Origin of the sequence: Curtobacterium sp. NPDC090217, from assembly GCF_044746705.1 — a bacterium.
Lineage (GTDB): Bacteria > Actinomycetota > Actinomycetes > Actinomycetales > Microbacteriaceae > Curtobacterium.
Map to the genome: position 1 here is coordinate 278,493 of NZ_JBIVCR010000003.1, position 23,317 is coordinate 301,809.

The window sequence follows — 23,317 nt, forward strand, 5'->3', positions numbered from 1 at the left end:
GAGGCCCGGTCGGACCGGACCGGATTCAGGCGTCGGCGGCCTGGACCCGCAGTGCACGCTCGGTGCCCGCGAGGTTCTCGGTCACGATGCGACGCAGCGCCGGGGTCTCCGGGTGTGCTTCGAGCCACGCGGTCGCGGCGTCACGGAGCTCCACCGAGGCGAGCGGCGCCGGGTACAGCCCGGTGACGATCGTGTCGGCGATGTGGTAGCTCCGCTCGGCCCAGATGCGCGTGAGCACGTCGAAGTACTTCGGCACGAGGCCTTCGAGCACGACCGGGGAGTTGGCGTGCTGGAACCCGATGGTGGTCTGGCGCACGATGGCGTTCGGCAGCGCGTCGGAGTCGACGAGCGACGAGAACGCCGCCAGCTTGCCCTCGGCGGTGGGGATCGTCGCACGGGCCCGTGCGGCTGCCTGCTCGCCGGACGCGGTCTTGTCGGCGGCGAGCTCGGCGTCGACCTCGGCATCCGCGGCGGCACCCGCGAGCACGAGGCCCTCGAGCAGCTCCCAGCGGAGGTCGGTGTCGATCTCGAGCCCGTTCAGCGTGACCGAGCCGTCGCGCAGCCCTGTCAGCGTCGCGACGTGCTCCGGCGTCGAGGCGATCTGCGCGAAGAACTTCGCGAACTGGAACTGGGCGTCTGATCCGGCCTCCGCCGAGGAAGCCAGGTTCCAGAGCGTGTCGCCGACGGTGCGGACCGTGGCGTCGACCTTGGCCGGCGCGACGTAGTTCCGCGTCGTCAGGAGCAGCTGCGACAGCGTCGTGCGGATCGTCGTCGACTCGGTCTCCGTCGCGATGTTGCCCAGCACGAGCCGGACGTAGTCGCTGGCTGGCGACTCGGCATCGCGCGTGGCGTCCCACATCGCACCCCAGACGATGGAGCGGGCAAGGGGGTTCGCGATCGCGGCGAGGTGCTCGATCGCGGTGCGGCGGGACTGCTCGTCGAGACGGATCTTGGCGTACGCCAGGTCGTCGTCGTTGAGCAGCACGAGGTCGCCGCGGTGCTGGCCGACGAGCTCGGGGACGTCCGTGCGGGCACCGTCCACGTCGATCTCGACGCGGTACGTACGCTCGAGCTTGCCGCCGGAGGACGCGGTGTCCGCGCCGAAGGGTGCTGCGCCGTCGGTACCGAACGCGTACAGGCCGATGGCCAGACGGTGCGGGCGGAGCGTCGGGTGGTCCGCCGGGGCTTCCTGCAGCACCGCGAAGGACGTGATCACACCGTCGGCGTCGACCTCGATCTCCGGGCGCAGCGTGTTGACGCCTGCGGTCTCGAGCCAGAGCTTCGACCACTCGCCGAGTTCGCGGCCGCTCGTGGCCTCGAGCTCGACGAGCAGGTCCTTCAGCTCCGTGTTGGAGTGGTGGTGCTTCTTGAAGTACGCGGAGACACCGGCGAAGAACGCGTCGATGCCGACCCACGCGACGAGCTGCTTGAGGACCGAGCCGCCCTTCGCGTACGTGATGCCGTCGAAGTTGACCTGGACGTCTTCGAGGTCGTTGATGGTCGCGACGATCGGGTGCGTCGAGGGGAGCTGGTCCTGGCGGTAGGCCCAGGACTTCTCCATCGCCTGGAACGTCGTCCATGCCTCGGTCCACTCGGTGGCCTCTGCGGTGGCGATCGTGGAGGCCCACTCGGCGAACGACTCGTTCAGCCAGAGGTCGTTCCACCACTTCATGGTCACGAGGTCGCCGAACCACATGTGCGCGAGCTCGTGCAGGATCGTGACGACCCGGCGCTCCTTGATGGCGTCGGTGACCTTCGAGCGGAAGACGTACGTCTCGGTGAAGGTGACCGCGCCGGCGTTCTCCATCGCGCCCGCGTTGAACTCGGGGACGAAGAGCTGGTCGTACTTCTCGAAGGGGTACGGGACGTCGAACTTCTCTTCGTAGTACGTGAAGCCCTTGCGGGTCGTCTCGAAGACGTAGTCGGCGTCGAGGTACTCGGCGAGGGACTTGCGGGCGAAGACGCCGAGTGGGATGGTGCGTCCGTCGCTCGAGGTCAGCTCGCTGCGGACGACCTCGTACGGGCCGGCGATGAGTGCCGTGATGTAGCTCGAGATCCGGGTCGTCGCCGGGAATGCCCACGTGGCGATGTCGCCGTCGACGCGCGGTTCCGGGGTGGGGGAGTTCGAGACGACCTGCCAGCGGGACGGCGCCGTCACGGTGAAGGTGAACTCGGCCTTGAGGTCGGGCTGCTCGAACACCGCGAACATCCGGCGGGAGTCGGGCACCTCGAACTGGGAGTACAGGTAGACCTCGTCGTCGACGGGGTCGACGAACCGGTGCAGGCCTTCGCCGGTGTTGGTGTACAGCGCGTCGGCGACGACGACTAGCTCGTTCTGCTCCTGCAGGTCGGCGAGCTGGATGCGCACGCCGTCGTTCACGGCCGCGACGTCGAGCGCGGTGCCGTTCAGGGTGATCGAGTGCACGGTCTTGGTGATCGCGTCGATGAAGGTCGACGCGCCGGGCGTCGCGGTGAAGCGCACGCGGGTGGTGCTGCCGAAGCTCTCGGCGCCGCGCGTCAGGTCCAGCTCGACGTCGTACGACTGGACGTCGACGATCGCCGCACGTTCCTGGGCTTCGATTCGGGTGAGGTTCTCTCCGGGCACGGACGCTCCAACTTCGCTGCGGCGCGGACGATCGATGTCCGCGCATCGGTGGCCCCGCCCGGCGTCGTGCACCGGCGGAACATGTCGGAGCCAGCCTAGCGAGCACGCGTACGCTCGCACCCGTGACCGACACGACTGTGGACAACACCCCGACGACGCCGACCGCTGTGGACTTCTGGTTCGACCCGAACTGTCCGTGGGCGTGGATGACCAGCCGCTGGGTGGGTGAGGTCGAGGGGCAGCGTCCGCTCGACGTGTCGTGGCACGTGATGAGCCTGTACGTCCTCAACGAGCACCAGGACGTGCCCGAGGACTACAAGGAGCGGCTCGCACGGGGGCAGGTGTACCCGCGACTGGTGACCGCCGCGCGGCTCCGGCTCGGCGACGACATCGTGAAGCCGCTCTACGACGCGCTCGGCGAGCACATCCACCACCGTCAGGAGGACGACCCAGCAGTGGTCGTCCCCGCGGTCCTCGAGGAGCTCGGCCTCGACGCCGACCTCGCCGAGTACGCCTGGAGCGACGAGGTCGACGCCGCGACGCGCGAGAGCCACCGCGACGGCATCGAGCGCGTCGGGCAGGACGTCGGCACGCCGGTCATCGCCGTCGAGGGCACCGCGTTCTTCGGCCCCGTCATCTCCCCGGCGCCGAAGGGGCAAGAGGCGCTCGACCTCTGGGACGGGGTCGTCGCGGCCGCCCGGTACCCGGGCTTCTTCGAGCTGAAGCGCTCCCGCACCGTCGGTCCGATCTTCGACACGACCGACTGAGCGCCCGGCCCCGCAGGTCGCGCCCCGGCACGGACATCGCGCCCGGTCACGACGGGGCGCGATGTCCGCCACGGGGTGCGAAGCGGACAGGAGGCTCGGCGCGCCTCCGACGGTCGGCCTCAGGACAGCGGGAGTCGCATCAGCGTCAGGTCGAGCCAGCGGTCGAACTTGCGTCCGACCTCCGGCAGCACCGCCACGACCTCGAAGCCGAGGCGTTCGTGCAGGGCGATCGACCCCGTGTTGGCACTGCAGATGCCGGCCATCATCACGTGCAGGTCCCGCTGCCGCGCATGGGCCACGAGTGCGCGCATGAGCACGGACGCGATGCCACGGCCCCGGAACGCCGGCAGCACGTAGACGCTGTGCTCGACCGTGTGCCGGTACCCGTCGTGCGGGCGGAACGGCCCGTACGTCACGTAGCCGGCGACCTCCCCGGCCACCTCGGCCACGAACACCGGCAAACCGGCGGCGCGGCGGTCCGACAGCCACGTGTCGAACCACGACCGCGGGTTCGGTGCGTCCTGCCAGATCGCCGTCGTGTGCAGCACGGCGTCGACGTGCAGCGCGTGGACGACGTCCAGATCGCGGGGCTCGCAGTCGCGGACGAGCACGTCCGACGCCGAGGACCCACCATTCGTCGCATATGCTGTCGCCATGTCTCAGATGGTAGACGACGATCGAGTGCTCGGCGAACGTCTCCGCGCACTCCGCGACGAGCGCCGCTGGAGCCTGACGGAGCTCGCCGAGGAGTCCGGCGTCTCCCGCGCGATGATCAACCGCGTCGAGCGCGGGGTGTCGAGTCCGACGGCGACGATCCTCGGCCGACTGTCGGGAGCGTTCGGCCTGACCATCTCGCAGCTGCTGGACGAAGGACAACCCACCGAGGTGCCGGAGTCCGGCAGCCCCGAGGACGCGACCGGCGTCCAACGCGGCGCGACCGCCGACCACTGGACCGACCCCGAGACCGGGTACCGCCGCCGTCCCGTGTCGAGCGCGGAGTTCCCCGTGGACGTCACGGAGGTGCGCCTCCCGGCCGGTGCTTCCGTGACCTACCCGGCGTCGGCGTACGCGTTCCTGCGGCACTGCATCTGGGTCGTCGACGGCGAGCTCGGGCTCGTCGTCGGCGGTGAGCCGACGACCCTCGCGGCGGGGGACCGGATCGAGCTGGGCGACCCGGCCGAGGTGACCTACCGGAACGACACCGAGGACGAGTGCCGGTACCTCGTGGTGGTGGCGAGGGGAGCTCGCAGCCGGGAATAGGATCGGATCATGCGCATCCACCTCGGAACGGACCACGCCGGCCTCGAGTTCTCGAAGACCCTCGCCGACCACCTCGCCGAGGCGGGTCACGAGGTCGTGGACCACGGCCCGACCGAGTACGACGCGCTCGACGACTACCCCTCGTTCTGCATCAACGCCGCGCACGCGGTCGTGCAGGACCAGCTGGCCGGCGTGCAGGCGCTCGGCGTCGTGTTCGGCGGCTCGGGCAACGGCGAGCAGATCGCCGCGAACAAGGTCGCGGGCGTCCGGGCGGCGCTGGTGTGGAACGAGTCCACCGCGCTCCTCGCCCGCCAGCACAACGACGCGAACGTCATCTCGATCGGTGCCCGTCAGCACACCGAGGCCGAGGTCATCGACTTCGTCGACCTGTTCATCGCGGAGCCGTTCTCGGGCGAAGAGCGCCATGCCCGGCGCATCGCGCAGCTCGCCGAGTACGAGCAGACGGGGCACATCGCCGGTAAGCAGATCGACGGCGCGGCCGAGTAGACAGGGACCATGCCCGAGGGTCACTCCGTCCACCGCATCGCCAACCAGTTCACCCGGCACTTCGTCGGCAAGCGTTGCGAGGTGTCGAGTCCGCAAGGGCGGTTCGCCGCCGGTGCAGCCAAGATCGACGGGAAGCGCATGATCGCTGCCCGGGCCGTCGGCAAGCAGATGTTCCTCGAGTTCGAGGACGACCTGTTCCTCCGGGTCCACCTCGGCCTGTACGGGGCGTGGGACTTCGCGGGCATGGTCTCCTCCGCCGAGCAGCTGTCCGAGGACGGCGACGGCGAGGAGTCGCTGACGTCGATCGGCGCGCCGCGACTCGCCCGCTACCGGATGGCCGAGCAGGAGAAGGTCGAGGACCCGATCGAGTCCTTCCCGCCGGACCCCGTCGGGCAGGTCCGCGTGCGGCTCCTCACCGAGGACACCGTCGCCGACCTCCGTGGACCCACCGCCTGCGTCGTGGAGACCCCTGCCGAGGTCCAGAAGGCGCTCGACAAGCTCGGCCCCGACCCGATCAACGACGACGGCCCCGAGGCGGAGAAGACCTTCGTCGAGAACGTCCGGAAGCGGAACGTCGCGATCGGGCAGCTCCTCATGGACCAGGCCGTGGTGAGCGGCATCGGCAACATCTACCGTGCCGAGCTGCTGTTCCGGCAGCGGATCGACCCGTACAAGCCCGGCAAGCAGATCACCGTCAAGCAGGCGAAGGCGCTCTGGGCGGACTGGTCGACGCTGTTGCACGACGGCGTCCGTGACGGCCTGATGATGACGATGGACGGCCTGTCCGAGGCGGAGCTCAAGAAGGCCCGCCGCTCCCGGAAGGACCGGCACTGGGTGTACCACCGCCAGGGCGAGCCGTGCCGGGTGTGCGGCACCGAGATCCGGATGGCCGACATGGCCGGCCGGAAGCTCTACTGGTGCCCGAAGGACCAGAAGTAGCGCTCGGTCACAGGTCGCGGTGGGTCCACCGTCCAGCGACGGCAGTGGCGAGGACGGGCATCTCCCGCAGCTGGGCCGAGGACGCCGCGAGCGGGTCGGCCGCGACGAGGACGAGGTCGGCGACGTCCCCGACCGACACCCCGACGCGACCGTCGGTCGAGCCGGTCCAGGCGGCCAGGGCCGACATGCGCTCCGACGGGTGCCACGGCTCCCGGCCGTCCCGGTCCCGCCCCACGGCGGCGGCGAGCGACACCCACGGGTCGAGGGGCGCCACCGGGGCGTCCGACCCGAGCAGCACCCGGGCGCCGGCTCTGGCGAGTGACGCGAACGCGAACGCCCGATCGGTCGAGCCCGCCCAGTAGCGGTCGGCGATGTCGCGGTCGTCCATGGCGTGCTCCGGCTGCACGGACGCGGCGACCCCGAGCCGGGCGAACCGGTCGACGTCCGTGTCCGCGAGCAGCTGGGCGTGCTCGATCGTCCCGCGGGCGCCGACCGCCTCGAACACGTCGAGCGCGAGGGTGTTCGCCCGGTCGCCGATCGCGTGGATCGCGGGCACGAGCCCGGCGGACACGGCTCGCCGGGTGATCGCCACGAGCTCCTCGAAGTCCCATGCGAGCACGCCCTCGCCGGTCGCCATCGCCGCGGTCCTGGTGCCGAGCGACCCGTCCGTCACGACCTTGAACGGCCCCATCGTGAGCAGGCCCCTGGTGCCAGGAGCGAGGTCGCCGGTGCGCAGCCCACGGGCGATCACCTCGTCGAGTTCGACGGGGTAGACGCCGGACGACACTCGCAGCGCGTCGGTGCCGCCGTGGATCCGGCGGACCCAGCGGTCGAACCCGAAGCGCATCTCGAGGTCGACGATGCTCGTCAGCCCTCGTGCTGCGCCGGCCTCCACCGCGTCGGCGACGTACCCGTCGAGCACGGCGTCCGGTACCTGCGACAACGCACCCGTCACGTCGAACGCGTCCTGTTCGCGGAGGACCCCGTCCTCGCCGGCCGCGAGCGGCCGACCGAGGGCCTCGGCGAAGTGGACGAGGGCGAGCGCGTTGCACCAGACCGCGTGCAGGTCACCGCTGATGACGACGGCCGGGAGGCCCGGTGCGGCCTGGTCGAGCAGCGCGCGTCGGGCAGGGCGGGGCCACATCCCGTCGCGGTAGCCGTGGCCGATGAGGACCGGGTCCGAGACACCGGTGCGCGCGACCTCGGCCAGCAGGTCTGCCGTGGCCTCGGCGCTGTCGCACGCCGAGACGTCGACGCGCCGGCGGACGAGCGCCCACTGGTCGAAGTGCGTGTGGTGGTCGTGGAGCCCTGGTCCGAGCCAGGCGCCGCCGGCTTCGACGACGTCGGTGTCCGGGCCGGACGGGTCGACGGTGCCGGCAGGTGCGATCGCGACGACGACGCCGTCGCGGACCAGCACGTCAGCCGGTGCCCCCGCCGTGCCGATGCGGCGGACGGTGCGGAGCAGGACCTCGGTCACGCGTGGCCACCGCCCCGGACGCGCTCCATCTCGTCGGCGAGCGCCGGCGAGGCGTAGGGACCATCGCCGCGGAGCCCGGCGATGACGTCGTCGACGACCTCTGGTGCCTTGTTCTGGGACAGCTTCGCGCGGGCGTCGAACCGGGTGACCCGGATGCGGATGCCCACGGTGCCCTTCGCGATGCGCCTGGCGGTCTCCTCGTCGACGTCGAGCGACACCGGCTCCGGCATCTCGCGCTCGAAGTGGTCGACCAGTTCGCCGAGGACGCGGAAGTTCTCCTCGTCGGACAGGATCTCCGGCGTGCCCCAGAGGTGCGCCGTGACGTGGTTCCAGGTCGGCACGAACTGCTCGGCGGGGTACCAGGCGGGGGAGACGTAGCCGTGCGGCCCCTGCACGACGACGAGGACCTCGTGCTCGCCGAGTTCGTGGGCCTGCTCGTCGGGGCGGCCCACGTGCGACACGAGGACGATCTCGTCGTCCGACGCCTCCTCGAGCAGGAACGGGTAGTGCGACGCGACGAGCCCCGCGGCGGTGTGGGACACGATCGTCGCCCACGGGTTCCCGCGGACGAGCCGCTTGACCTCGTCGACGTCGGTCATCAGGAAGTGGGGCGTGTGTCGCATGCTCGCCAGCGTTGCACAGGAGCCCCCGTCAGCGCGACAGGTGTCGTTTCCCGAGTGTTTCAGAACGGTAAAAGTTTCAGAGTTCATTGAAAGAAGCATTGCCTCGGGGTCACGAGCAGGCCTAGCTTCACTCATCAACGACGACCCGAGGAGAACTTCATGCGACGCAGGACGATCGCCGCGCTGGCCGCGGCGGCCACGGTGGCACTGGTGGCGACCGGCTGTTCGGCAAGCGGCACCGCCGACTCGGGCTCCGGCTCTGGCGGCTCCCTGGTGTACGCGACGGGCGAGCCCGACCACCTGACCCCCGGGCGACAGACCGTCGCCTTCGACCAGGTGATGAGCTTGTTCGCCCCGCTGACGCAGACCGACGCGAAGGGCGAGCTCCACGACGTCGCCGCGAAGAGCGTCGAGAGCGACGACGCCACCACGTGGACGATCACCCTCCGCGACGGCTGGAAGTTCCAGAACGGCGAGACGGTCACGCCCGAGAGCTACGTCAAGGCGTGGAACCACGTCGCCTACGGCCCGAACGCATGGGAGAACAGCGGGCAGCTCGCCTCGATCGTCGGCTACACCGACCTGAACCCGGCCTCCGGGACGCCGAAGACCAAGGAGATGTCGGGCCTGAAGGTCACGGGCGACGACACCTTCACGGTGACCCTGACCCACGCGGACAGCCAGTTCCCGCTGCAGCTCAGCCAGGCGCAGACGGCGTTCTACCCGATGCCCGACGCCGCCTACGACGACATGAAGGCGTACGACAAGAAGCCGATCGGCAACGGTCCCTACGAGATGACGAAGGCGTGGAAGGCAGACCAGGAGTTCACCGTCTCCGCATGGAAGGGCTACGAGGGCACGAAGCCCACCACCCCGAACGTCACCTTCCGCAGCTACTCGGACATGAACACCGCCTACACCGACGTGCTCGCCGGGAACGCGGACGTGCTGTTCCTGCCGACCGACAAGATGACGAGCGCGAAGGCCGACTTCGGCGACAAGCTGCACTCGTTCGACGCACCCGGCATCGACTACCTCGGCTTCCCGCTCTGGGACGAGCGGTACTCGAACCCAGACGTCCGCCGCGCGATCTCGATGTCGATCAACCGCGAGCAGGTCAACAAGGCGATCTACGGTGGCCTGTACGAGCCCGCCACGGCGCTCACCCCGCCGTCGATGTCCGGCACCGAGGAGGGCATCTGCGGTGATGCCTGCGAGTTCGACCCGGCGGCTGCCAAGAAGCTCCTGGCCTCGGCCGGCGGCTTCGACGGCACGATCACGCTCGTCTACCCGGGCGGCAACGGCCTCGACTCGCTGTACCAGGCGTACGCGAACCAGATCCGCCAGAACCTCGGCGTCGACACCGAGGCGAAGGCCACCACCGACTGGGCGTCGTACTACTCGGAGCTCACCGACAAGAAGATCGAGGGCCCGCACTTCGGACACTGGGGTGCGCTCTACATCAGCCAGCAGAACACCCTCCGGGCGCTCTTCACGACCGCAGGCGGCTGCTCGCCCTGCACCGGGTACTACCAGAGCGACGAGGTCGACTCGCTGCTCGCGAAGGCGGACTCCGCCGGGTCGCAGGCCGAGGCGAACGAGTACTACACGCAGACGCAACAGGCGGTCCTGCGGGACTTCCCGATCGTGCCGACCTTCTTCGACAAGTACTCGTACGTCACCAGCGACAAGATCGCGAAGCTCCCCGCGGTGGCCGGCAGCCCTGTCATCGCGCAGATCGCCGTGAAGTAGGGCACCACATGGACCGCGACACCATCCTCCGCCTCGTCTCCGAGGTCCCCGACCACGACGGCTTCCCGCTCGTCGACGACCTGCACGCCCGGTTCGACGCGCTCGCTGCGGCCCACCCGGACCAGGTCACGGTCACCCGCATCGGGACGAGCCGGCTCGGTGAGCCGCTCCACAGCTACCGCATCGGTTCCGGGTCGCACGCCGCCGTCATCGTCGGCGGCGTGCACCCGAACGAACCGATCGGCTCGTGGACCGCGCTGCACCTGGCGTCGACGATGCTCGAGGACCCGGTGGCGGCGGCGGCGCTCGACGTCACCTGGCACATCGTCCCGACGATCGACCCGGACGGGATGCGGCTCAACGAGGCGTGGTTCCACGACCCGCACGACCGGGTGTTCTACTCCCGGCACTTCTACCGGCCGGCTCCGGACAGCCAGGTGGAGTGGACGTTCCCGAACAGCTACAAGTCGGTGTACTTCGACCAGGTGCTGCCCGAGACGCTCGCGTTCATGCGCCTCATCGACGACACCGAGCCCGACCTGCTCGTGTCACTGCACAACGGCGAGATGGGCGGCGTCTACTACTACCTCTCCGAGGACCTCCCCGACGTGATCGACCTGCTGCACGCCGTCCCGGAGTCGCTCGGGCTGCCGCTCGACACCGGGGAGCCCGAGTCGCCGTTCCTCCGCGAACTCGCCCCGGCGGTGTTCGCGATGGACGGCATCGAGACGGCGTACGACTACCTCGAAGGGCTCGGCGTCGACCCGGGCGAGCACATCCACGGGGCGTCGAGCGCGTCGTGGGCGATGCGGCACGGCGCCCTGTGCATGGTCGCGGAACTGCCGTACTGGAGCCACCCCGACGCGGACGACCAGACGCCGACGGACGAGTCGTACGCCGACCTGCTCCGACGCTGTGCTGACGAGCTCGGCGCGTCGGGGACGGAGCTGCAGGAGATCCTCGACCTGGCGTCGCCGATGACCACGATCGAGACGCCGTTCCTCGAGGGGTCGCGGGCGTTCGTCCCGATGCTCCTCTCCGGCCCGGAGACCGACCGCGCCCGGGCTGATCGTGAGCCGGCCGACCGGATGGCCACCGTCGCCGAGCGCTTCGGCTGCGAGGACCTGGTCCGCTGCTTCCGTCTCCGCTACGGGGGCATGCTGCTGCGGGCGCTCGAGGCGGAGACGACCGCGGGCACGGCATCGGCGCCGCTCCGGCGGCTCCGGGACCGGCTCGCCGAGCGCTACGCGCTCTGGCAGGCGGACGCGGTGACCGGCGCGGAACCGATCCCGGTGGGCAGGCTGGTGGGCGTGCAGTACGGGGCGATCCTCGCCTGCGCCGCGCACGTGGCGGACCCGACCCGAGCCTCCCGTCCGGCCATGGCCACCACGAACCTGCCGGGAGGCTCGTGATGCGTCCGACGCTCACCGTCGGCCGCCGCCTCGGCGGCCTGGTGATCGTGTTCCTCGGGGTGACGTTCCTCATCTACGCGATGACCTTCGCCCTGCCGGGTGACCCGATCCGGGCGCTCGGTGGGGACCGACCGCTCAGCGACTCGGTCGTCCGGGCGCTGCGCGCCGAGTACCACCTCGACCAACCGCTCTGGCTGCAGTACCTGCAGTACCTCGGCGGGCTGTTCCGCGGGGACTTCGGCACCGACTTCAACGGCCAGTCGGTCGGGGAGCAGATGGCCTCCCGCTGGCCGGTCACGATCACGCTGGCGCTCACCGCGTGGGCGCTCGAGATCGTCCTCGGCATCGGGCTCGGTGTGCTGTCGGCGCTCAAGCGCGGGACGGCGCTCGACAAGACGGTCCTCGTCGGCACGATCGTCGTCGGCGCGATCCCGGTGTTCGTCCTCGGCGTCGCGCTGCAGCTCGTGTTCTCGGTGCGGCTGCACTGGTTCCCGGTCGCCGGAGCCACCGCCGGCTGGCCGACCGCGTACGTCCTGCCGGCGTTCGTCATCGCGCTGTTCGGGCTCGCGGCGGTGTCCCGGCTCACCAGGACGTCGATGATCGAGACGCTCGACGCCGACTACGTCCGGACGGCCCGCGCGAAGGGACTCACGCCGGGGCGGATCGTCGGGGTGCACGTCATGCGGAACTCGCTCATCCCGACGGCGACCTACCTGGCGACTGACCTCGGGTACCTGATGGGCGGCACCGTGATCATCGAGGGCATCTTCAACCTCCCAGGCGTCGGCAACCTGCTGTTCCAGGGGATCCGGTCGCACGAGGGCGCGGTGGTCGTCGGGATCTCGACGGCGCTCATCCTCGTCTTCCTGGTCACGAGCGTGCTCGTCGACCTGCTGCACGCCGCCCTCGACCCGCGCGTCCGGACGGGAGCCGCCGCATGACCACATCAGCCATCGGTGCGACCGTCGAACCGGTCGTCGCCGCTCGACGCCGGCCCCTCGTCGCCGCGGTCCGGACCCCGGGGTTCTGGGTACCGGCAGCGGTGCTCGCGATCGTCCTGCTCATCGCGGCCTTCCCGCAGCTGTTCGCCGGGCTCTTCGGCCACGGGGACCCCCGCGTCTGCCAGCTCGGGCGGAGCGGTGCGTCCCCGACGGCCGGGCACCCGTTCGGGTTCGACCTGCAGGGGTGCGACGTGTACGCGAACGTGGTCTACGGCACCCGGTCGTCGATCTCCGTCGCCGTGCTGACCACCGTGCTCGCCGGCATGGTCGCGGTCGTCGTCGGCACCGTCGCGGGCATGGTCGGCGGATGGGTGGACGCGGTCCTCGCGCGCCTGACGGACGTGTTCCTCGGCTTCCCGTTCCTGCTCGGAGCCGTCGTCGTGCTGAACAGCGTCGGCGAGCGCTCGGTCCTGACCGTGTCGCTCGTGCTCGCGCTCTTCGGCTGGCCGACCATGGCCCGACTCGTCCGGTCGAGCGTCCGCGGCGTCCGGAACGCCGAGTTCGTGCTCGCCGCCCGCACGATGGGACTCTCCACGTGGCGCATCACGACCAGGTACGTGCTGCCGTCGTCGATCTCGCCGCTGCTCGTCCTCGCGACGATCACGATCGGCGGGGTGATCGTGTCCGAGTCGACGCTGACCTACCTCGGCATCGGCCTCGAGAGCCCGGCGATCTCCTGGGGGCTGCAGCTCTCCGCTGCCACGAGCCAGTTCCTCCGTGCCCCGCACATGCTCATCGCTCCCGCCACGTTCCTCGCGGTCACCGTGCTCGCCGTGATCGCACTCGGCGACACGCTGCGCGCGGCGCTCGACCCCCGACGGCGCTGAACAGGCCAGTCTTGACCCAAGTGACCAGACCTCGAGAGGACACCATGACCGACACCGCCGTCACACTGGACGCGTACCGGAAGACCCTGCCCTACATCCGCGAGTGGGTGGCGTACAAGGTCTGGCAGCTCCGTGTGCCCGGCGTGCAGGTCGCGATCGGGTTCCGGGGCGAGGAGCTCTTCTCCGATGCCTGGGGGTACGCGGACGTCGAGGCCGGCCGCCGCCTGACCACGGACGACATCTTCCGGATCGCGTCGCACTCGAAGACCTTCACCGCGACCGCGCTCCTGCTGCTCGCGGAGCGCGGGTCCCTCCGACTCGACGACACCGTCGGCACGTACGTCCCGGCGCTGGTCGACGGCGGGTCGCCCATCGCGGACGCCACGATCCGGGAGCTCATGGAGATGGGCGCAGGCGTCATCCGCGACGGGCACGACGGCGACTACTGGTCGCTGCAGCGCGCGTTCCCGGACGAGTCGGAGCTCCTGGCGCTCGTGCTCGACCGTGGACAGAAGGTCCCGGCCGGGTCGTCGTTCAACTACTCCAACCTCGGGTACTCGTTGCTCGGGCTGGTCATCGCCGCGGTGTCGGGGAAGTCCTACAACGACTTCGTCCGAGAGGCCGTCGTCGAACCCCTGGGCCTGCGGAACACCGGCCCCGACTACGACCCCGCCCGCGAGGACGAGTTCGTCGTCGGCTACTCCGGCTTCCACGTCGCGCGCACCCGGCAGCGCATCGCCCACGTCGACACCCGGGCGATGGCCGCGGCGACCGGCTTCCACGGCACCGCCGCGGACCTGGTCCGCTACTTCTCCGCCCACGTCCTCGGCCAGGGCGACCTGCTGAGCGACCACTCGAAGCGTCTGGCGCAGCGGAAGTCGTGGAGCGCATCGGACGACGACCCGAGCGCCCGCGGCTACGGTGCCGGGTTCATCGTCGACCGCATCGGAGGTCGCGAGATCCGCGGCCACTCCGGTGGCTTCCCGGGGCACATCACGCAGTCGCTCTTCGATCCCGCGTCCTCGCTCGTCGTCTCGGTGATGACCAGCGCCGCGGCCGGCCCCGCGACGCTCCTCGCGACCGGGATCGTGCACCTGCTCGACGCCGCCGCAGACGCCGGCGCACCCGGAGCTGCGGTCACCGACGACGCCGTCGCCGCGAGCTACACCGGCCGGTACGCGAACCCGTGGGGCGTCACCGACGTCGCGCGGGTCGGGGACCGCCTGCTCGCGATCGACCCGTCCGGCCCCGACCCCCTCGAGTCGCCGACGCGCCTGGAGGTCGTCGACGCCGACACCCTCCGGATGACCCACGGCAACCGCTTCGGCTCCGTCGACGAGGACATCGTGTTCACCCGCGACGCCGACGGCGCGGTGACCGGCATCCGCGGCAGCGGCGGTATGAGCGAAGAGCCGTGGTCCGTCCCCGAGGAGACCCCGACGGTCGCGGCGGGCCTGGCGTGAGCAACGGCACCGAGGGGGACCGGGCCGACCACCTGCACCTCGAACCCGAGCGCCAGGCGTTCGTCGAGGAGTTCGCGATCATGCTCGCGGACGGCGCCGGCATGCCGCTCACCGATGCGAGGGTGCTCGGCTACCTCATCATGACGCGTGCCCCGTACTCGTCCTCCGCGGACCTGCAGGCAGCACTCGGCGCCAGCTCGGGGTCGGTGTCGATGGCCACGAGGCGGCTCGCCGACGCGGGGTTCGTGAAGCGTCACACGGTGCCGGGGGAGCGGAGCCACTTCTTCCGCGCCGAGACCGACGTGTGGGGCAGCTGGCTCGCCGGGGAGCGGAAGTACCTCGACCGGCAGCGCGACATCATCGCCCGCGGGCTCGCCGTGGTCGAGCAGGACGGCCACACCGCGGCGGGGGACGTCGACGCTCCCGTGCGCGAGCGACTCCGCAACGGCCGCGACTACATGCAGTGGCTGAACGGCCACCACCACAAGATGCTCGAGGACTGGGAGGCCTTCAAGGCCGCGCGGGACACGGGCGACGACGCACCAGGAACGGGATCGCCATGACCGACCACGTGCTCGAGATCGACCACCTCACCGTCACGTTCGACGTCGACGGCGAGCGGGTCGTCGCCGTCGACGACGCGTCCTTCTCGGTCGCGCGCGGCGAGGTGGTCGCGGTCGTCGGCGAGTCCGGATCCGGGAAGAGCATGACCGCGATGACGGCGATGGGCATCGCGCCGGACGGGGCACGAGCGTCCGGTTCGGTCGTCCTCGGTGGTGTCGAGGTCCTGACCGCGAGCGAGCAACACCTCCGCGAGGTCCGCGGCCGCCGCGTGTCGATGATCTTCCAGGACCCGTCGGCCGCGCTCAACCCGGTGTTCACCATCGGGTTCCAGATCGCGGAGGCGGTCCGCCGCGCCGAACCGTCGCTCGACCGGGCCGGCGCGCGCGAGCGGTCCCTCGAGCTGCTGCGCGTGGTCGAGGTCCCGGAACCCGAGCGCCGGCTGCGGCAGTACCCGCACGAACTGTCGGGAGGCCAGTGCCAACGCGTGATGATCGCGATGGCGCTCGCCGCCGACCCGGAACTCCTCATCGCGGACGAGCCGACGACCGCGCTCGACGTCACCGTCCAGGCCGAGGTCCTCGACGTGCTCCGCCGGCTCCGGGACCGCACCGGCACCGCGATCCTCCTCATCACGCACGACATGGGCGTCGTCGCCGACATCGCCGACCGCGTGGTCGTGATGCGTCGTGGCCAGGTCGTCGAGACCGGGACGGCGAGCGCCGTCTTCGCGGCCCCCGCCGCCGACTACACCCGTGACCTGTTGGCCGCTGTCCCACGCATGGCCCTGCACGCACTGGAGGACCGGGTCGACCCCGCCACGTCGGTCCCGACGACCGTCCTGGACGTCCAGGGCCTCGTCGTCGAGTACGGCGGTGGGTTGCGGCGGCGCTTCCGCGCCGTCGACGACGTGTCGTTCACCGTCGGACGCGGGGAGATCGTCGGCCTGGTCGGCGAGTCCGGCAGCGGCAAGACGACCATCGGGCGGGCTGCGGTCGGTCTCGCGCCGATCACCGGCGGCACGATCTCGGTGGACGGCACGGACGTCGCCGGAGCGAGCCGTGCTGCGCGTCGCACGATGCGGCAGCGTGTCGGTGTCGTCTTCCAGAACCCGCTCCGGTCGCTCAACCCCCGCTACTCGGTCGGCCAGACCGTGGCGGAGCCGCTGCGGCAGATCCTCCGGCTGTCCGCGCGGGAGACCGAGGAACGCATCGAGCGGCTCCTGTCCGACGTCGGGCTCGACGGCGGGTTCCGCGAGCGGTTCCCGCACGAGCTCTCGGGAGGACAACGGCAACGCGTCGCCATCGCCCGCGCCGTGGCCCTCGATCCGGCGCTGCTCATCGCCGACGAGCCGACGAGTGCGCTCGACGTGTCGGTCCAGGCGCGCGTGCTGGACGTGTTCCGCGAGCTCCAGGAGCGCCTCGGGTTCGCATGCCTCTTCGTGACCCACGACCTCGCCGTCGTCGACACCCTGTGCGACCGCGTCGTCGTGCTGCACCAGGGTCGTGTCGCCGAGCAGGGCACGTGCGACGACATCCTCCGCGACCCACAGGACCCGTACACCCGCCGACTCATCCAGGCAGCCCCGGTCCCCGACCCCGAGGAACAAGCCGCCCGCCGCGCGACCCGTCTGGCCACCGCGGCCTCCTGACCCGCGCCTGCGCGCCCACTCGCGCGCACTCGCGCGCGCCCGCTTGCCCACCGCGTGCCTGACCTCACCCCGAGCATCCCCCGATCCTGCGCGCAGGTTTTCCCATTTCCCGATGACGGATCCGGTCCCCGAACCCCGGGGATCGGGAACCGGATCCGTCATCACCGAATCCAAAGTCCTGGTCCGGCCCGGACGATGTCGTCCGCGCTCGCGTCGACCCGTGCGAGCGTCCGGCGGAGCGCCTTCGCGGACCGGAACCCGAACCGTCGTGCGGCGTCGGTGGGCTCGGCGCCGAGGCGCAGTGCCGTCCTGACCTCGAGTGTCCGGAGCCACCTGGAGAACTCGTCGGGTGTCAGGCCGGTCTGCGCACGAAAGCGACGGAGGAGCGTGGACGGTGAGACGTTCGCGAGCGCGGCGAGCTCCGGCACCGTGGGCAGCCGCCCGGGTTCCGCCATGGCGTTGATGCAGCGCGTGAGGCTGTTGTCGCGGAGGACCGGTGGGCGCCACGCTGCGACGAGCGTGACGACCAGCATCCGCGCAAGGGCGTCCTGCTGTGGACCCGGCCACCGGTGTTCTGCCTGCTCCGACATGTGTTGCAACGTCAGCGCGACGTCCACGTCCGCAACCGGGTGCTCGATGGTGGACACGAAGTCGGGGATGGGGAGCGCCTCTGACGCCAGCGGTCCGAACTTCGCGCTCCCGTGGTGGACTCCCGACTTGTGGAACGGGAGGCCGAAGAAGGCGTCCGTGTCGGACACCCGTGGTGGTGGGTCGTGGGCGGAACTCGTCCCGACCCATGCCGGCGCTCCCGGGGCGATGAGCGCCGCGCTTCCCCGCTGGAGCAGCTCGGTCTCGTCGCCACGCCCCACCCAGATGCTGCCGGACTGCGTGGCGATCCACAGGTGCCCGGACCGCGCCGTCGGGAAGTGGTGGGTCCAGGCGGAGTCGGGGTCTGCCTCCAGTTCGGCGCAGTACGCGACGTCGAGTCCGACCGCATCCACCAGCGCGCGGAGCGCGTCGGCCATGTGTCAGCGCACGTCTGCCGTGGTCCAGAGGTAGCGCGCTCCGGAGCGGACCGGACGGAGGAGCGGGCCGACGAAGAGCGCGGCGGCGGCGAGGAACGCGACGATCTGGGCGACCGCCGGGATCGCGAAGAGGACGCTGAGCATGGTCTGTGTCACCTGTGGAAGGGCCGCGAACCAGAGTCCGAGTCCACCGAGCAGCCACACCGCGGCGGCGACGGCGATCACCCAGCCGGCGATCCGCGTCGCGCCGGTGCTGCGCCGGAGCACCACGACGCCGAACGCGATGAGCAGGGCTTCCGACGCGATCGACAGGATCGTCGAGACCGGGAACGACAGCGCACCCAGTGGGACCCAGCTCAGCGCGAAGCAGAGCGCCGCCAGTGCGAACCCGAGCGTCGTGCGGTCGCTCCGACGCCACGCGACCCACCCCACGACGACCGCCGCGAGCCCGCCGAGGACGGCGCCGACGCGCAGGGCGACCGTCCCCGGGTCCCACTGCGTCAGGGTCACCAGGCCCGCGAAACCGCTCAGCGCGGGTGCGAGCGCGGCGACCACCGCGGCGAGGGCGATCCATCGGTCTCGAACAGCTGCGTCCATGGATGCAACATACTGTGCGCGGTCCGAGCGGGGTGGGGTTATCCCCACCCCGGATCCGGGAGGGGGCAGGATGGGGTGGGAAGCCCGTGTTCGCGAGGCTTGAGCCATGACCGACACCGACCGTCTCGACCAGGCAATCACCGTGCCGCTGGACGACGCCATCCCCGCACCGCCAGGAGTCACACCGCCCATGCCCCCGCAGCCCACCGCAGGCTCGTTCTACCGCGAGGCATGGAAGCGGCTCCCGCGCGACTTCGGCTACATGGCGCTGACGGCGGTGCTGCTCTGCACGCTCTACTTCGTCTTCCCCGCTGCGGTCCTCGGCGGCGGGTTCCGCGACCTCTTCAACCCGTTCGTCCTGCTGATGTTCTTCATCGCGCTGTTCGTGGCGCGGTGGCTCGGCCAGTTCGAGCGGCTCCGCATCTCGTGGGCCGACCCGCGGCCGATCCGCCCGGTGGACTGGACGCCGCGTTGGCAGCAGAACTGGTGGACGCGCACGGGATCGGCGGTCGCGAACCCGCACTACTGGCTCTACCTGCTGCACGCGGCGGTCGTCTACCCGCTCACCGCGCTCGTCACGGTGGGTGCCGGTGCGCTGCTCGTCGTCGGGTTCTTCGGGCCGTTCGTCGCCGGGTTCACCGCGCTGCGCTACGGCTGGGAGATCAACGTCTTCCTGATGCAGAACAGCTTCGACCAGAGCTGGGCGTGGATCCTCGGGGCGCTGGCCTGCGCCGTGAGCGTCTCGGCCTCGGTCGTGCTGTTCCCGCTCTGGGCACGCGGTTCCGTACTCGCGCACTACTGGGTCGACTTCGGGCTGCTCGGCGGATTCCGTGCCGAGGTGCTCGAGCGTCGGGTCGCCGGGCTCCAGGCCTCCCGCGCTGGTGCGGTGACCGCAGAGGGACAGGCGCTCCGACAGATCGAGCGTGACCTGCACGACGGCCCGCAGCAGCGCCTCGTGCGGCTGCGGATGGACCTCTCGGCCGCCGAGCGCGCGTTCGACAAGGACCCCGACAAGGCGAAGCAGCTCATCGGCGAGGCGTCGGAGCACGCGAAGGACGCGCTCGACGAGCTCCGCGCACTCTCCCGCGGGTTCGCGCCCCCGATCCTGCTCGACCGCGGGCTGGTCGCAGCGCTCGAGGCCCTCGTCGCACGCACCCCGATCCCCGTCGGCCTCGACGTCCGCCTGCCGGACGGGCTCGAGCTCGCGACGGAGATCCAGCGGAACGTGTACTTCACGGTGTTCGAGCTCCTGACAAACACCACGAAGCACGCCGGAGCGTCGACGGCCGGGGTGTACCTGGGGCTCGTGGTGGACGCCTCCTCGGTCTGGTACCTCACGGTCAGCGTCACGGACGACGGCGTCGGGGGAGCGAGCGTGCAGGAGGGCCACGGCATCGAGGGGCTCATGGGGCGCATGCGAGCCCTCGACGGTGAGCTGACGGTGTCGAGCCCCGAGGGTGGTCCGACCGAGGCCACCGCGCGCATCCCGCTCGGCGCACTGAACGGAGCACCCGTCGCCCGCTAGGGTCCCCGTCTCCCGGTAGGGTTGGGGCATGACCGACGGCCCGGATGCAGCACGCATCCGGGCCGTCGTCGTCGACGACGCGGTCCTGCTCCGCGAGGGGCTGTCCCGCGTCCTCGACGAAGCGGGCATCGAGGTCGTCGGGCAGTACGCCGACGCCGTCTCCTTCCTCGCGACGCTGCCCGATGGCGCCCCCGACGTCGTGATCATGGACGTCCGGATGCCGCCGACCTTCACCGACGAGGGTGTCCGCGCCGCCGTCGAGACCCGCCGACTCGCACCGGCCACCGGGGTGCTGCTCCTGTCCCAGTACGTCGAGGCCACCTACGCCGAAGACGTCCTGGCGTCGGGCTCGTCGGGCATCGGCTACCTGCTCAAGGACCGTGTGACGCGGCTCGAGGAGATCGACGACGCCGTGCGACGGATCGCCTCCGGCGGCACCGTCCTCGACCCCGAGGTCGTCACGCAGCTGATGAGCCGCCGCCGCGATCCGCTCGAGGCGCTCACGCCGCGCGAGCGCGAGGTCCTGGGGTTGATGGCAGAGGGCCGGACCAACGCCGCCATCGCTCGGGCGCTCGTCATCGGCACCGGCGCCGTCGAGAAGCACGTGTCGAGCATCTTCGCCAAGCTCGCGCTCGAGGACACCGGCGAGGACCACCGCCGCGTCCTCGCCGTGCTCGCCTACCTGGGATGAAGCGGGGCCCGCTCGGATGACCCGTGTGCCCGCGCCGCTGCTGGCGCTCGCCGCGATCGTCTCCGTGCAGCTCGGCGCCGCCATCGCGAAGACCCGCTTCGACGAGGTCGGCTCCGTCGGCGCCGCCACGCTCCGGCTCATGATCGGTGCGGTCGTGCTCGCACTCGTCGTCCGTCCCCGTGTCCGGCACTGGAACCGGGCGCAGTGGCTCGGCGCGATCGGCCTCGGCCTGGCGCTCGGTGGCATGAACGTCTTCATCTACCTGGCCTTCGCGAGCATCCCCATCGGGGTCGCCGTGACGATCGAGTTCCTCGGCCCACTCGCACTGTCGCTCGTGCACACCCGACGGTGGCGCGACGTGCTCTGGGCGGTCCTGGCGCTCGCCGGCGTCGTCTTGCTCGGTGTCGGGCCGTCCGCGGTCACGCAGCTCGGCGGCATCGCGTTCGCCGTGGCCGCCGCGGTGTGCTGGGCCGGCTACATCGTGATGAACCGGCACGTCGGATCGATCATCCCCGGCGTCGACGGGCTCGCCGTGTCGATGCTCGTCGCGATGCTGGTGTCCCTGCCGTTCGGACTCCGCACCGCCGTGACGGGCATCGTCGCCGACCCGACGCTGCTCATCGTCTTCGGTGCCGTCGCGGTGCTGTCGAGCGTGCTGCCCTACGCGTTGGAGATGCTCGCGCTCCGGCGGATGCCGACGCGCGTGTTCGGCATCCTGCAGAGCCTCGGCCCCGCGGTCGCCGCGCTCGCCGGACTCCTCGTGCTCCACGAGGCGTTGTCACTCGTCGAAGTCCTGGCGCTCGCGTGCGTCACCGCGGCGAGCGTCGGCGTGACCGTCTACTCCTCGCGGAGGAAGTCGGCGTAGGTCGGTTCGTGCTGCTCACCCGACAGGAGCGCCGGATCGTTCACGCGGCGGTCGACGTAGGCGGCGATGACCTCGGGCGGCGTGAGCACGTGTGCGACCCAGGACGGCACCTCACTGCGCTTCATCGTGCCTCCTTCCGGTCGTGCGTTCCGAGCCAGAAATCTCGATGATCGAGATTCTTTGCGTTCCCGCACTCCGTAAACGATCTCGCTCGCGATGTGCTGTGTCAATCGAGTGCGTCATACGGACTCTCAGCGCTCGTTCCGCCCCTGGTCGGCCCTGAGCGTCCGGTGTTTGACGGCTGATCGCCAGACCCAAGCCTCCGCCTGTTGCCCGAACTGCGCCCACTCGACGAGCACGGCATCGCGGGTCCAGCTCTTCGCGAACGCCTTGACACGCACGTGGAAGGTCGGGAACTGGATCCACGCCCACACCGGCACGGGTGTGACCGCGTGACACGCGTCCGGTCCGCGGGCGTCGTCGGACAGGGAGTAGGCGCGCGGACGTTCGACCTCCGGGTGCTCCGGGGGCTGCCACCGGTTCTCGCGACGCCGTCCCACGACGGTATTCGAACGTGTGTTCGAACGGCCGTCAAGTCGTGCGCGCCGAGCGGCCCGCGCGCGAACGCGCTGTGGGCGTGTCGTCAGGCCGGTGCCGGCCCCGTCGACTCGCGCACGCTGAGCGTCAGGAGCGGCCCCGGCTCGGACGGCAGCACGGTCTCGAGGTCGATCTGTCGACGGAGCAGGGTCGCCGCGTGCTGCCCGAGCTCGACGGTGTCACGCGTCAGGGAGGTGATCGCGGGTCGGACGAGCTGGATCATCGCCGAGTCGTCGAACGACACGATGGACACGGCACCCGGCACCGACCGGCGCATCTCGCTCGCGACGCCGAGGCCGGCGACGGCGAGCACGTCGTTGTCGTACACGATCGCCGTCGGTGGTGCCGCGCGGGAGAGGAGGTCCCTGGTCGCGGCGGCACCGCTCTCGGCCGAGTAGTCGGTGGGGATCGAGAGGGTCTCGGTGAGCCCGTGCGTCGACGAGAACGAGCGGAGTCGGTCGATCCGCATCGCGGTGTGCTCGAACTCCGGACGCCCGGCCACGTGTGCGATCCGCCGGTGCCCGAGTGCGTGCAGGTAGCGGAACACGGTGTCCGCCGCCTCCGAGTCGTCGATCCACACGCTCGGTGCTGCGCCGGTGCTGGACGGGTGCGATCCGACGACGACGGTCGGCATGCCGAGGTCGGCGAGCAGTCGGAGTCGCGGATCGTCGCGCCGCGGGTCGATGAGCACGACACCGTCCACCCGGTGCCCGCTCCACCAGTCGCGGTAGGTCTGGAGCTCTTCCTCGGCATCGCGGGCGACGAGCAGGTTCATCCCGACGTGTGACCCCGCGAGACCGAGTTGGATGCCGGAGATCAGGTCGCCGAAGAAGGACTCCGTGCCGAGTGTGCGAGCGGGCCGGTTCAGCACGAACCCGATCGACCCGGCCCGAGCGCCCCCGAGCGCCCGCGCCGCGGTGTGCGGCTGCCAGTCGAGTTCGCGCGCGACCGCCCGGACCCTGGCGCGGGTCGCGTCGGACACCCCGGGGCGGTCGTTCAGCGCGAACGACACGGCGCTGATCGACACGCCGGCCTTCGCGGCGATGTCCGCGATCGTCGTTCGTCGCTTGCTGGCCACGGGCTTGACTATAGCGTTTTAGTTCTTCATAGTCATGCACATCCACCGGTTCGGCGACCAGTACTGAACCGGTTCAGTCGCCACGAACAAGGGA

23 protein-coding genes are annotated in these 23,317 nt (G+C 70.7%); 14 read left to right on the plus strand and 9 right to left on the minus strand.

What is annotated here, in order from left to right; translation table 11 throughout:
* Nucleotides 1–25: 25 nt before the first annotated feature.
* Nucleotides 26–2,605: an aminopeptidase N gene (pepN, locus tag ACIPJ2_RS13200; RefSeq protein WP_402729193.1), complete on the minus strand. Its 2,580-nt coding sequence runs from the start codon at nucleotides 2,603–2,605 to the stop codon at nucleotides 26–28.
* 122 nt (nucleotides 2,606–2,727) lie between these two features.
* Here pepN and ACIPJ2_RS13205 point away from each other — a divergent pair, with 122 nt between their 5' ends.
* Nucleotides 2,728–3,372 (plus strand): DsbA family protein, encoded by a 645-nt coding sequence (locus tag ACIPJ2_RS13205; protein WP_402729194.1) that lies wholly within the window; start codon nucleotides 2,728–2,730, stop codon nucleotides 3,370–3,372.
* A 119-nt stretch (nucleotides 3,373–3,491) separates the two neighbouring features.
* On the opposite strand, the gene ACIPJ2_RS13210 is transcribed toward ACIPJ2_RS13205, so the two are convergent.
* Nucleotides 3,492–4,028: a GNAT family N-acetyltransferase gene (locus ACIPJ2_RS13210; RefSeq protein ID WP_402729195.1), complete on the minus strand. Its 537-nt coding sequence runs from the start codon at nucleotides 4,026–4,028 to the stop codon at nucleotides 3,492–3,494.
* Here ACIPJ2_RS13210 and ACIPJ2_RS13215 point away from each other — a divergent pair.
* From ACIPJ2_RS13215 to ACIPJ2_RS13225, 3 genes are read left to right on the plus strand one after another with little or no spacing between them, the layout of a single operon-like run.
* Entirely contained in the window at nucleotides 4,027–4,632 is a 606-nt protein-coding gene (locus tag ACIPJ2_RS13215; protein ID WP_402729196.1) for a helix-turn-helix domain-containing protein, read from the plus strand. The genes ACIPJ2_RS13210 and ACIPJ2_RS13215 overlap by 2 nt on opposite strands.
* A 9-nt stretch (nucleotides 4,633–4,641) precedes the next feature.
* Complete coding sequence (locus tag ACIPJ2_RS13220; protein ID WP_402729197.1) at nucleotides 4,642–5,139, plus strand: ribose-5-phosphate isomerase; 498 nt, start codon at nucleotides 4,642–4,644, stop codon at nucleotides 5,137–5,139.
* 9 nt (nucleotides 5,140–5,148) lie between these two features.
* Entirely contained in the window at nucleotides 5,149–6,078 is a 930-nt protein-coding gene (locus tag ACIPJ2_RS13225; protein ID WP_402729198.1) for an Fpg/Nei family DNA glycosylase, read from the plus strand.
* Nucleotides 6,079–6,085: 7 nt separating this feature from the next.
* Here the strand turns inward: ACIPJ2_RS13225 and ACIPJ2_RS13230 are convergent, their stop codons facing one another.
* Nucleotides 6,086–7,555 (minus strand): amidohydrolase, encoded by a 1,470-nt coding sequence (locus ACIPJ2_RS13230; protein WP_402729199.1) that lies wholly within the window; start codon nucleotides 7,553–7,555, stop codon nucleotides 6,086–6,088.
* Nucleotides 7,552–8,178: an FMN-binding negative transcriptional regulator gene (locus ACIPJ2_RS13235; protein ID WP_402729200.1), complete on the minus strand. Its 627-nt coding sequence runs from the start codon at nucleotides 8,176–8,178 to the stop codon at nucleotides 7,552–7,554. The genes ACIPJ2_RS13230 and ACIPJ2_RS13235 overlap by 4 nt, the downstream gene beginning before the upstream one ends.
* Nucleotides 8,179–8,337: 159 nt before the next feature.
* On the opposite strand from ACIPJ2_RS13235, the gene ACIPJ2_RS13240 reads away from it, so the two are divergent.
* From ACIPJ2_RS13240 to ACIPJ2_RS13270, 7 genes are read left to right on the plus strand one after another with little or no spacing between them, the layout of a single operon-like run.
* On the plus strand, nucleotides 8,338–9,930 hold the full coding sequence (locus ACIPJ2_RS13240; RefSeq protein WP_402729201.1) for an ABC transporter substrate-binding protein: 1,593 nt from the start codon (nucleotides 8,338–8,340) through the stop codon (nucleotides 9,928–9,930).
* An 8-nt stretch (nucleotides 9,931–9,938) separates the two neighbouring features.
* The gene (locus ACIPJ2_RS13245) at nucleotides 9,939–11,342 is read left to right on the plus strand and encodes a M14 family zinc carboxypeptidase (protein ID WP_402729202.1); all 1,404 of its coding nucleotides are present in this window, start codon (nucleotides 9,939–9,941) and stop codon (nucleotides 11,340–11,342) included.
* On the plus strand, nucleotides 11,342–12,283 hold the full coding sequence (locus ACIPJ2_RS13250) for an ABC transporter permease (protein ID WP_402729203.1): 942 nt from the start codon (nucleotides 11,342–11,344) through the stop codon (nucleotides 12,281–12,283). Before ACIPJ2_RS13245 ends, ACIPJ2_RS13250 begins: the two co-directional genes overlap by 1 nt.
* Nucleotides 12,280–13,170 carry an ABC transporter permease gene (locus ACIPJ2_RS13255; protein WP_402729204.1) on the plus strand — a complete coding sequence of 297 codons (891 nt, stop codon included), beginning with the start codon at nucleotides 12,280–12,282 and terminating at the stop codon, nucleotides 13,168–13,170. Before ACIPJ2_RS13250 ends, ACIPJ2_RS13255 begins: the two co-directional genes overlap by 4 nt.
* Nucleotides 13,171–13,214: 44 nt before the next feature.
* Nucleotides 13,215–14,633 carry a serine hydrolase gene (locus ACIPJ2_RS13260; RefSeq protein WP_402729205.1) on the plus strand — a complete coding sequence of 473 codons (1,419 nt, stop codon included), beginning with the start codon at nucleotides 13,215–13,217 and terminating at the stop codon, nucleotides 14,631–14,633.
* Complete coding sequence (locus ACIPJ2_RS13265) at nucleotides 14,630–15,196, plus strand: GbsR/MarR family transcriptional regulator (RefSeq protein WP_402729206.1); 567 nt, start codon at nucleotides 14,630–14,632, stop codon at nucleotides 15,194–15,196. Before ACIPJ2_RS13260 ends, ACIPJ2_RS13265 begins: the two co-directional genes overlap by 4 nt.
* Complete coding sequence (locus ACIPJ2_RS13270; protein ID WP_402729207.1) at nucleotides 15,193–16,845, plus strand: ABC transporter ATP-binding protein; 1,653 nt, start codon at nucleotides 15,193–15,195, stop codon at nucleotides 16,843–16,845. The genes ACIPJ2_RS13265 and ACIPJ2_RS13270 overlap by 4 nt, the downstream gene beginning before the upstream one ends.
* 161 nt (nucleotides 16,846–17,006) lie before the next feature.
* Here ACIPJ2_RS13270 and ACIPJ2_RS13275 read toward each other — a convergent pair whose 3' ends face one another.
* Nucleotides 17,007–17,870 (minus strand): helix-turn-helix domain-containing protein, encoded by an 864-nt coding sequence (locus ACIPJ2_RS13275; protein ID WP_402729208.1) that lies wholly within the window; start codon nucleotides 17,868–17,870, stop codon nucleotides 17,007–17,009.
* Between the two features lie 3 nt (nucleotides 17,871–17,873).
* Nucleotides 17,874–18,467, minus strand: coding sequence for a hypothetical protein (locus ACIPJ2_RS13280; protein ID WP_402729209.1), 594 nt, complete (start codon nucleotides 18,465–18,467; stop codon nucleotides 17,874–17,876).
* 106 nt (nucleotides 18,468–18,573) lie between these two features.
* On the opposite strand from ACIPJ2_RS13280, the gene ACIPJ2_RS13285 reads away from it, so the two are divergent.
* The 3 genes from ACIPJ2_RS13285 to ACIPJ2_RS13295 are packed head-to-tail and all read left to right on the plus strand — an operon-like array spanning nucleotide 18,574 to nucleotide 21,548.
* Entirely contained in the window at nucleotides 18,574–19,992 is a 1,419-nt protein-coding gene (locus tag ACIPJ2_RS13285; protein ID WP_402729210.1) for a histidine kinase, read from the plus strand.
* A gap of 28 nt (nucleotides 19,993–20,020) precedes the next feature.
* Nucleotides 20,021–20,683: a response regulator gene (locus ACIPJ2_RS13290; protein ID WP_402729211.1), complete on the plus strand. Its 663-nt coding sequence runs from the start codon at nucleotides 20,021–20,023 to the stop codon at nucleotides 20,681–20,683.
* Between the two features lie 16 nt (nucleotides 20,684–20,699).
* Nucleotides 20,700–21,548 carry an EamA family transporter gene (locus ACIPJ2_RS13295; RefSeq protein WP_402729212.1) on the plus strand — a complete coding sequence of 283 codons (849 nt, stop codon included), beginning with the start codon at nucleotides 20,700–20,702 and terminating at the stop codon, nucleotides 21,546–21,548.
* Here ACIPJ2_RS13295 and ACIPJ2_RS13300 read toward each other — a convergent pair.
* The 3 genes from ACIPJ2_RS13300 to ACIPJ2_RS13310 form a co-directional block, all read right to left on the minus strand.
* A complete protein-coding gene (locus ACIPJ2_RS13300; protein WP_281267341.1) occupies nucleotides 21,521–21,673 on the minus strand; it encodes a hypothetical protein in 153 nt (50 codons plus the stop codon). The two genes, ACIPJ2_RS13295 and ACIPJ2_RS13300, sit on opposite strands and share 28 nt — an antisense overlap.
* Nucleotides 21,674–21,799: 126 nt before the next feature.
* Nucleotides 21,800–22,108: a hypothetical protein gene (locus ACIPJ2_RS13305; protein WP_402729213.1), complete on the minus strand. Its 309-nt coding sequence runs from the start codon at nucleotides 22,106–22,108 to the stop codon at nucleotides 21,800–21,802.
* Between the two features lie 83 nt (nucleotides 22,109–22,191).
* On the minus strand, nucleotides 22,192–23,223 hold the full coding sequence (locus ACIPJ2_RS13310; protein WP_402729214.1) for a LacI family DNA-binding transcriptional regulator: 1,032 nt from the start codon (nucleotides 23,221–23,223) through the stop codon (nucleotides 22,192–22,194).
* Nucleotides 23,224–23,317: the final 94 nt, after the last annotated feature.

What these genes read in the sequence shown, in the direction of transcription:
- ACIPJ2_RS13270 (WP_402729207.1), top strand. Translation starts at nt 15,193, where the DNA reads ATGACCGACCACGTGCTCGAGATCGACCACCTCACCGTCACGTTCGAC.
- ACIPJ2_RS13275 (WP_402729208.1), bottom strand. Translation starts at nt 17,870, where the DNA reads ATGGCCGACGCGCTCCGCGCGCTGGTGGATGCGGTCGGACTCGACGTC.
- ACIPJ2_RS13245 (WP_402729202.1), top strand. Translation starts at nt 9,939, where the DNA reads ATGGACCGCGACACCATCCTCCGCCTCGTCTCCGAGGTCCCCGACCAC.
- ACIPJ2_RS13255 (WP_402729204.1), top strand. Translation starts at nt 12,280, where the DNA reads ATGACCACATCAGCCATCGGTGCGACCGTCGAACCGGTCGTCGCCGCT.
- ACIPJ2_RS13225 (WP_402729198.1), top strand. Translation starts at nt 5,149, where the DNA reads ATGCCCGAGGGTCACTCCGTCCACCGCATCGCCAACCAGTTCACCCGG.
- ACIPJ2_RS13210 (WP_402729195.1), bottom strand. Translation starts at nt 4,028, where the DNA reads ATGGCGACAGCATATGCGACGAATGGTGGGTCCTCGGCGTCGGACGTG.
- ACIPJ2_RS13290 (WP_402729211.1), top strand. Translation starts at nt 20,021, where the DNA reads ATGACCGACGGCCCGGATGCAGCACGCATCCGGGCCGTCGTCGTCGAC.
- ACIPJ2_RS13220 (WP_402729197.1), top strand. Translation starts at nt 4,642, where the DNA reads ATGCGCATCCACCTCGGAACGGACCACGCCGGCCTCGAGTTCTCGAAG.
- ACIPJ2_RS13285 (WP_402729210.1), top strand. Translation starts at nt 18,574, where the DNA reads ATGACCGACACCGACCGTCTCGACCAGGCAATCACCGTGCCGCTGGAC.
- ACIPJ2_RS13215 (WP_402729196.1), top strand. Translation starts at nt 4,027, where the DNA reads ATGTCTCAGATGGTAGACGACGATCGAGTGCTCGGCGAACGTCTCCGC.
- ACIPJ2_RS13280 (WP_402729209.1), bottom strand. Translation starts at nt 18,467, where the DNA reads ATGGACGCAGCTGTTCGAGACCGATGGATCGCCCTCGCCGCGGTGGTC.
- ACIPJ2_RS13235 (WP_402729200.1), bottom strand. Translation starts at nt 8,178, where the DNA reads ATGCGACACACGCCCCACTTCCTGATGACCGACGTCGACGAGGTCAAG.
- ACIPJ2_RS13260 (WP_402729205.1), top strand. Translation starts at nt 13,215, where the DNA reads ATGACCGACACCGCCGTCACACTGGACGCGTACCGGAAGACCCTGCCC.
- ACIPJ2_RS13240 (WP_402729201.1), top strand. Translation starts at nt 8,338, where the DNA reads ATGCGACGCAGGACGATCGCCGCGCTGGCCGCGGCGGCCACGGTGGCA.
- ACIPJ2_RS13250 (WP_402729203.1), top strand. Translation starts at nt 11,342, where the DNA reads ATGCGTCCGACGCTCACCGTCGGCCGCCGCCTCGGCGGCCTGGTGATC.
- ACIPJ2_RS13295 (WP_402729212.1), top strand. Translation starts at nt 20,700, where the DNA reads ATGACCCGTGTGCCCGCGCCGCTGCTGGCGCTCGCCGCGATCGTCTCC.
- ACIPJ2_RS13300 (WP_281267341.1), bottom strand. Translation starts at nt 21,673, where the DNA reads ATGAAGCGCAGTGAGGTGCCGTCCTGGGTCGCACACGTGCTCACGCCG.